A 450-nucleotide genomic window follows, 5' to 3' on the forward strand; every position below is an offset into this window, starting at 1 on the left:
GGGCTTAAACCTTATTATTCAGCTTCTACGAAGCTTTCTTCCGCCTGAGAAGCCAGGTCCTGAGAGCGACCTTCACGAACGGTAGCAGCAACAGCGCCCAGGTACAGGCTTACTGCGCGGATTGCATCGTCGTTACCCGGGATAACGAAGTCTACGCCGTCCGGATCAGAGTTGGTATCAACGATAGCAAATACCGGGATGCCCAGGTTGTTTGCTTCTTTGATAGCGATGTGCTCGTGGTCAGCGTCGATAACGCACAGTGCGTCCGGCAGGCCGCCCATATCTTTGATACCGCCCAGGCTGTTTTCCAGCTTGTCCAGCTCACGAGTGCGCATCAGCGCTTCTTTCTTGGTCAGCTTGTCGAAAGTACCGTCCTGGGACTGAGTTTCCAGGCCTTTCAGACGTTTGATGGACTGACGAACGGTTTTCCAGTTAGTCAGCATACCGCCC

Annotated in this window: 1 protein-coding gene; it reads right to left on the reverse strand. The window is 54.0% G+C overall.

Annotated features, from left to right (window positions below):
• Positions 1 to 14: 14 nt before the first annotated feature.
• Positions 15 to 450 (reverse strand): 30S ribosomal protein S2 (gene rpsB / locus PL640_RS25540; protein WP_271363875.1); only part of this gene is annotated, 436 nt, incomplete at its 5' end.

It is taken from the genome of Agrobacterium sp. ST15.16.024 (assembly GCF_027956545.1).
GTDB lineage: Bacteria > Pseudomonadota > Alphaproteobacteria > Rhizobiales > Rhizobiaceae > Agrobacterium > Agrobacterium cucumeris.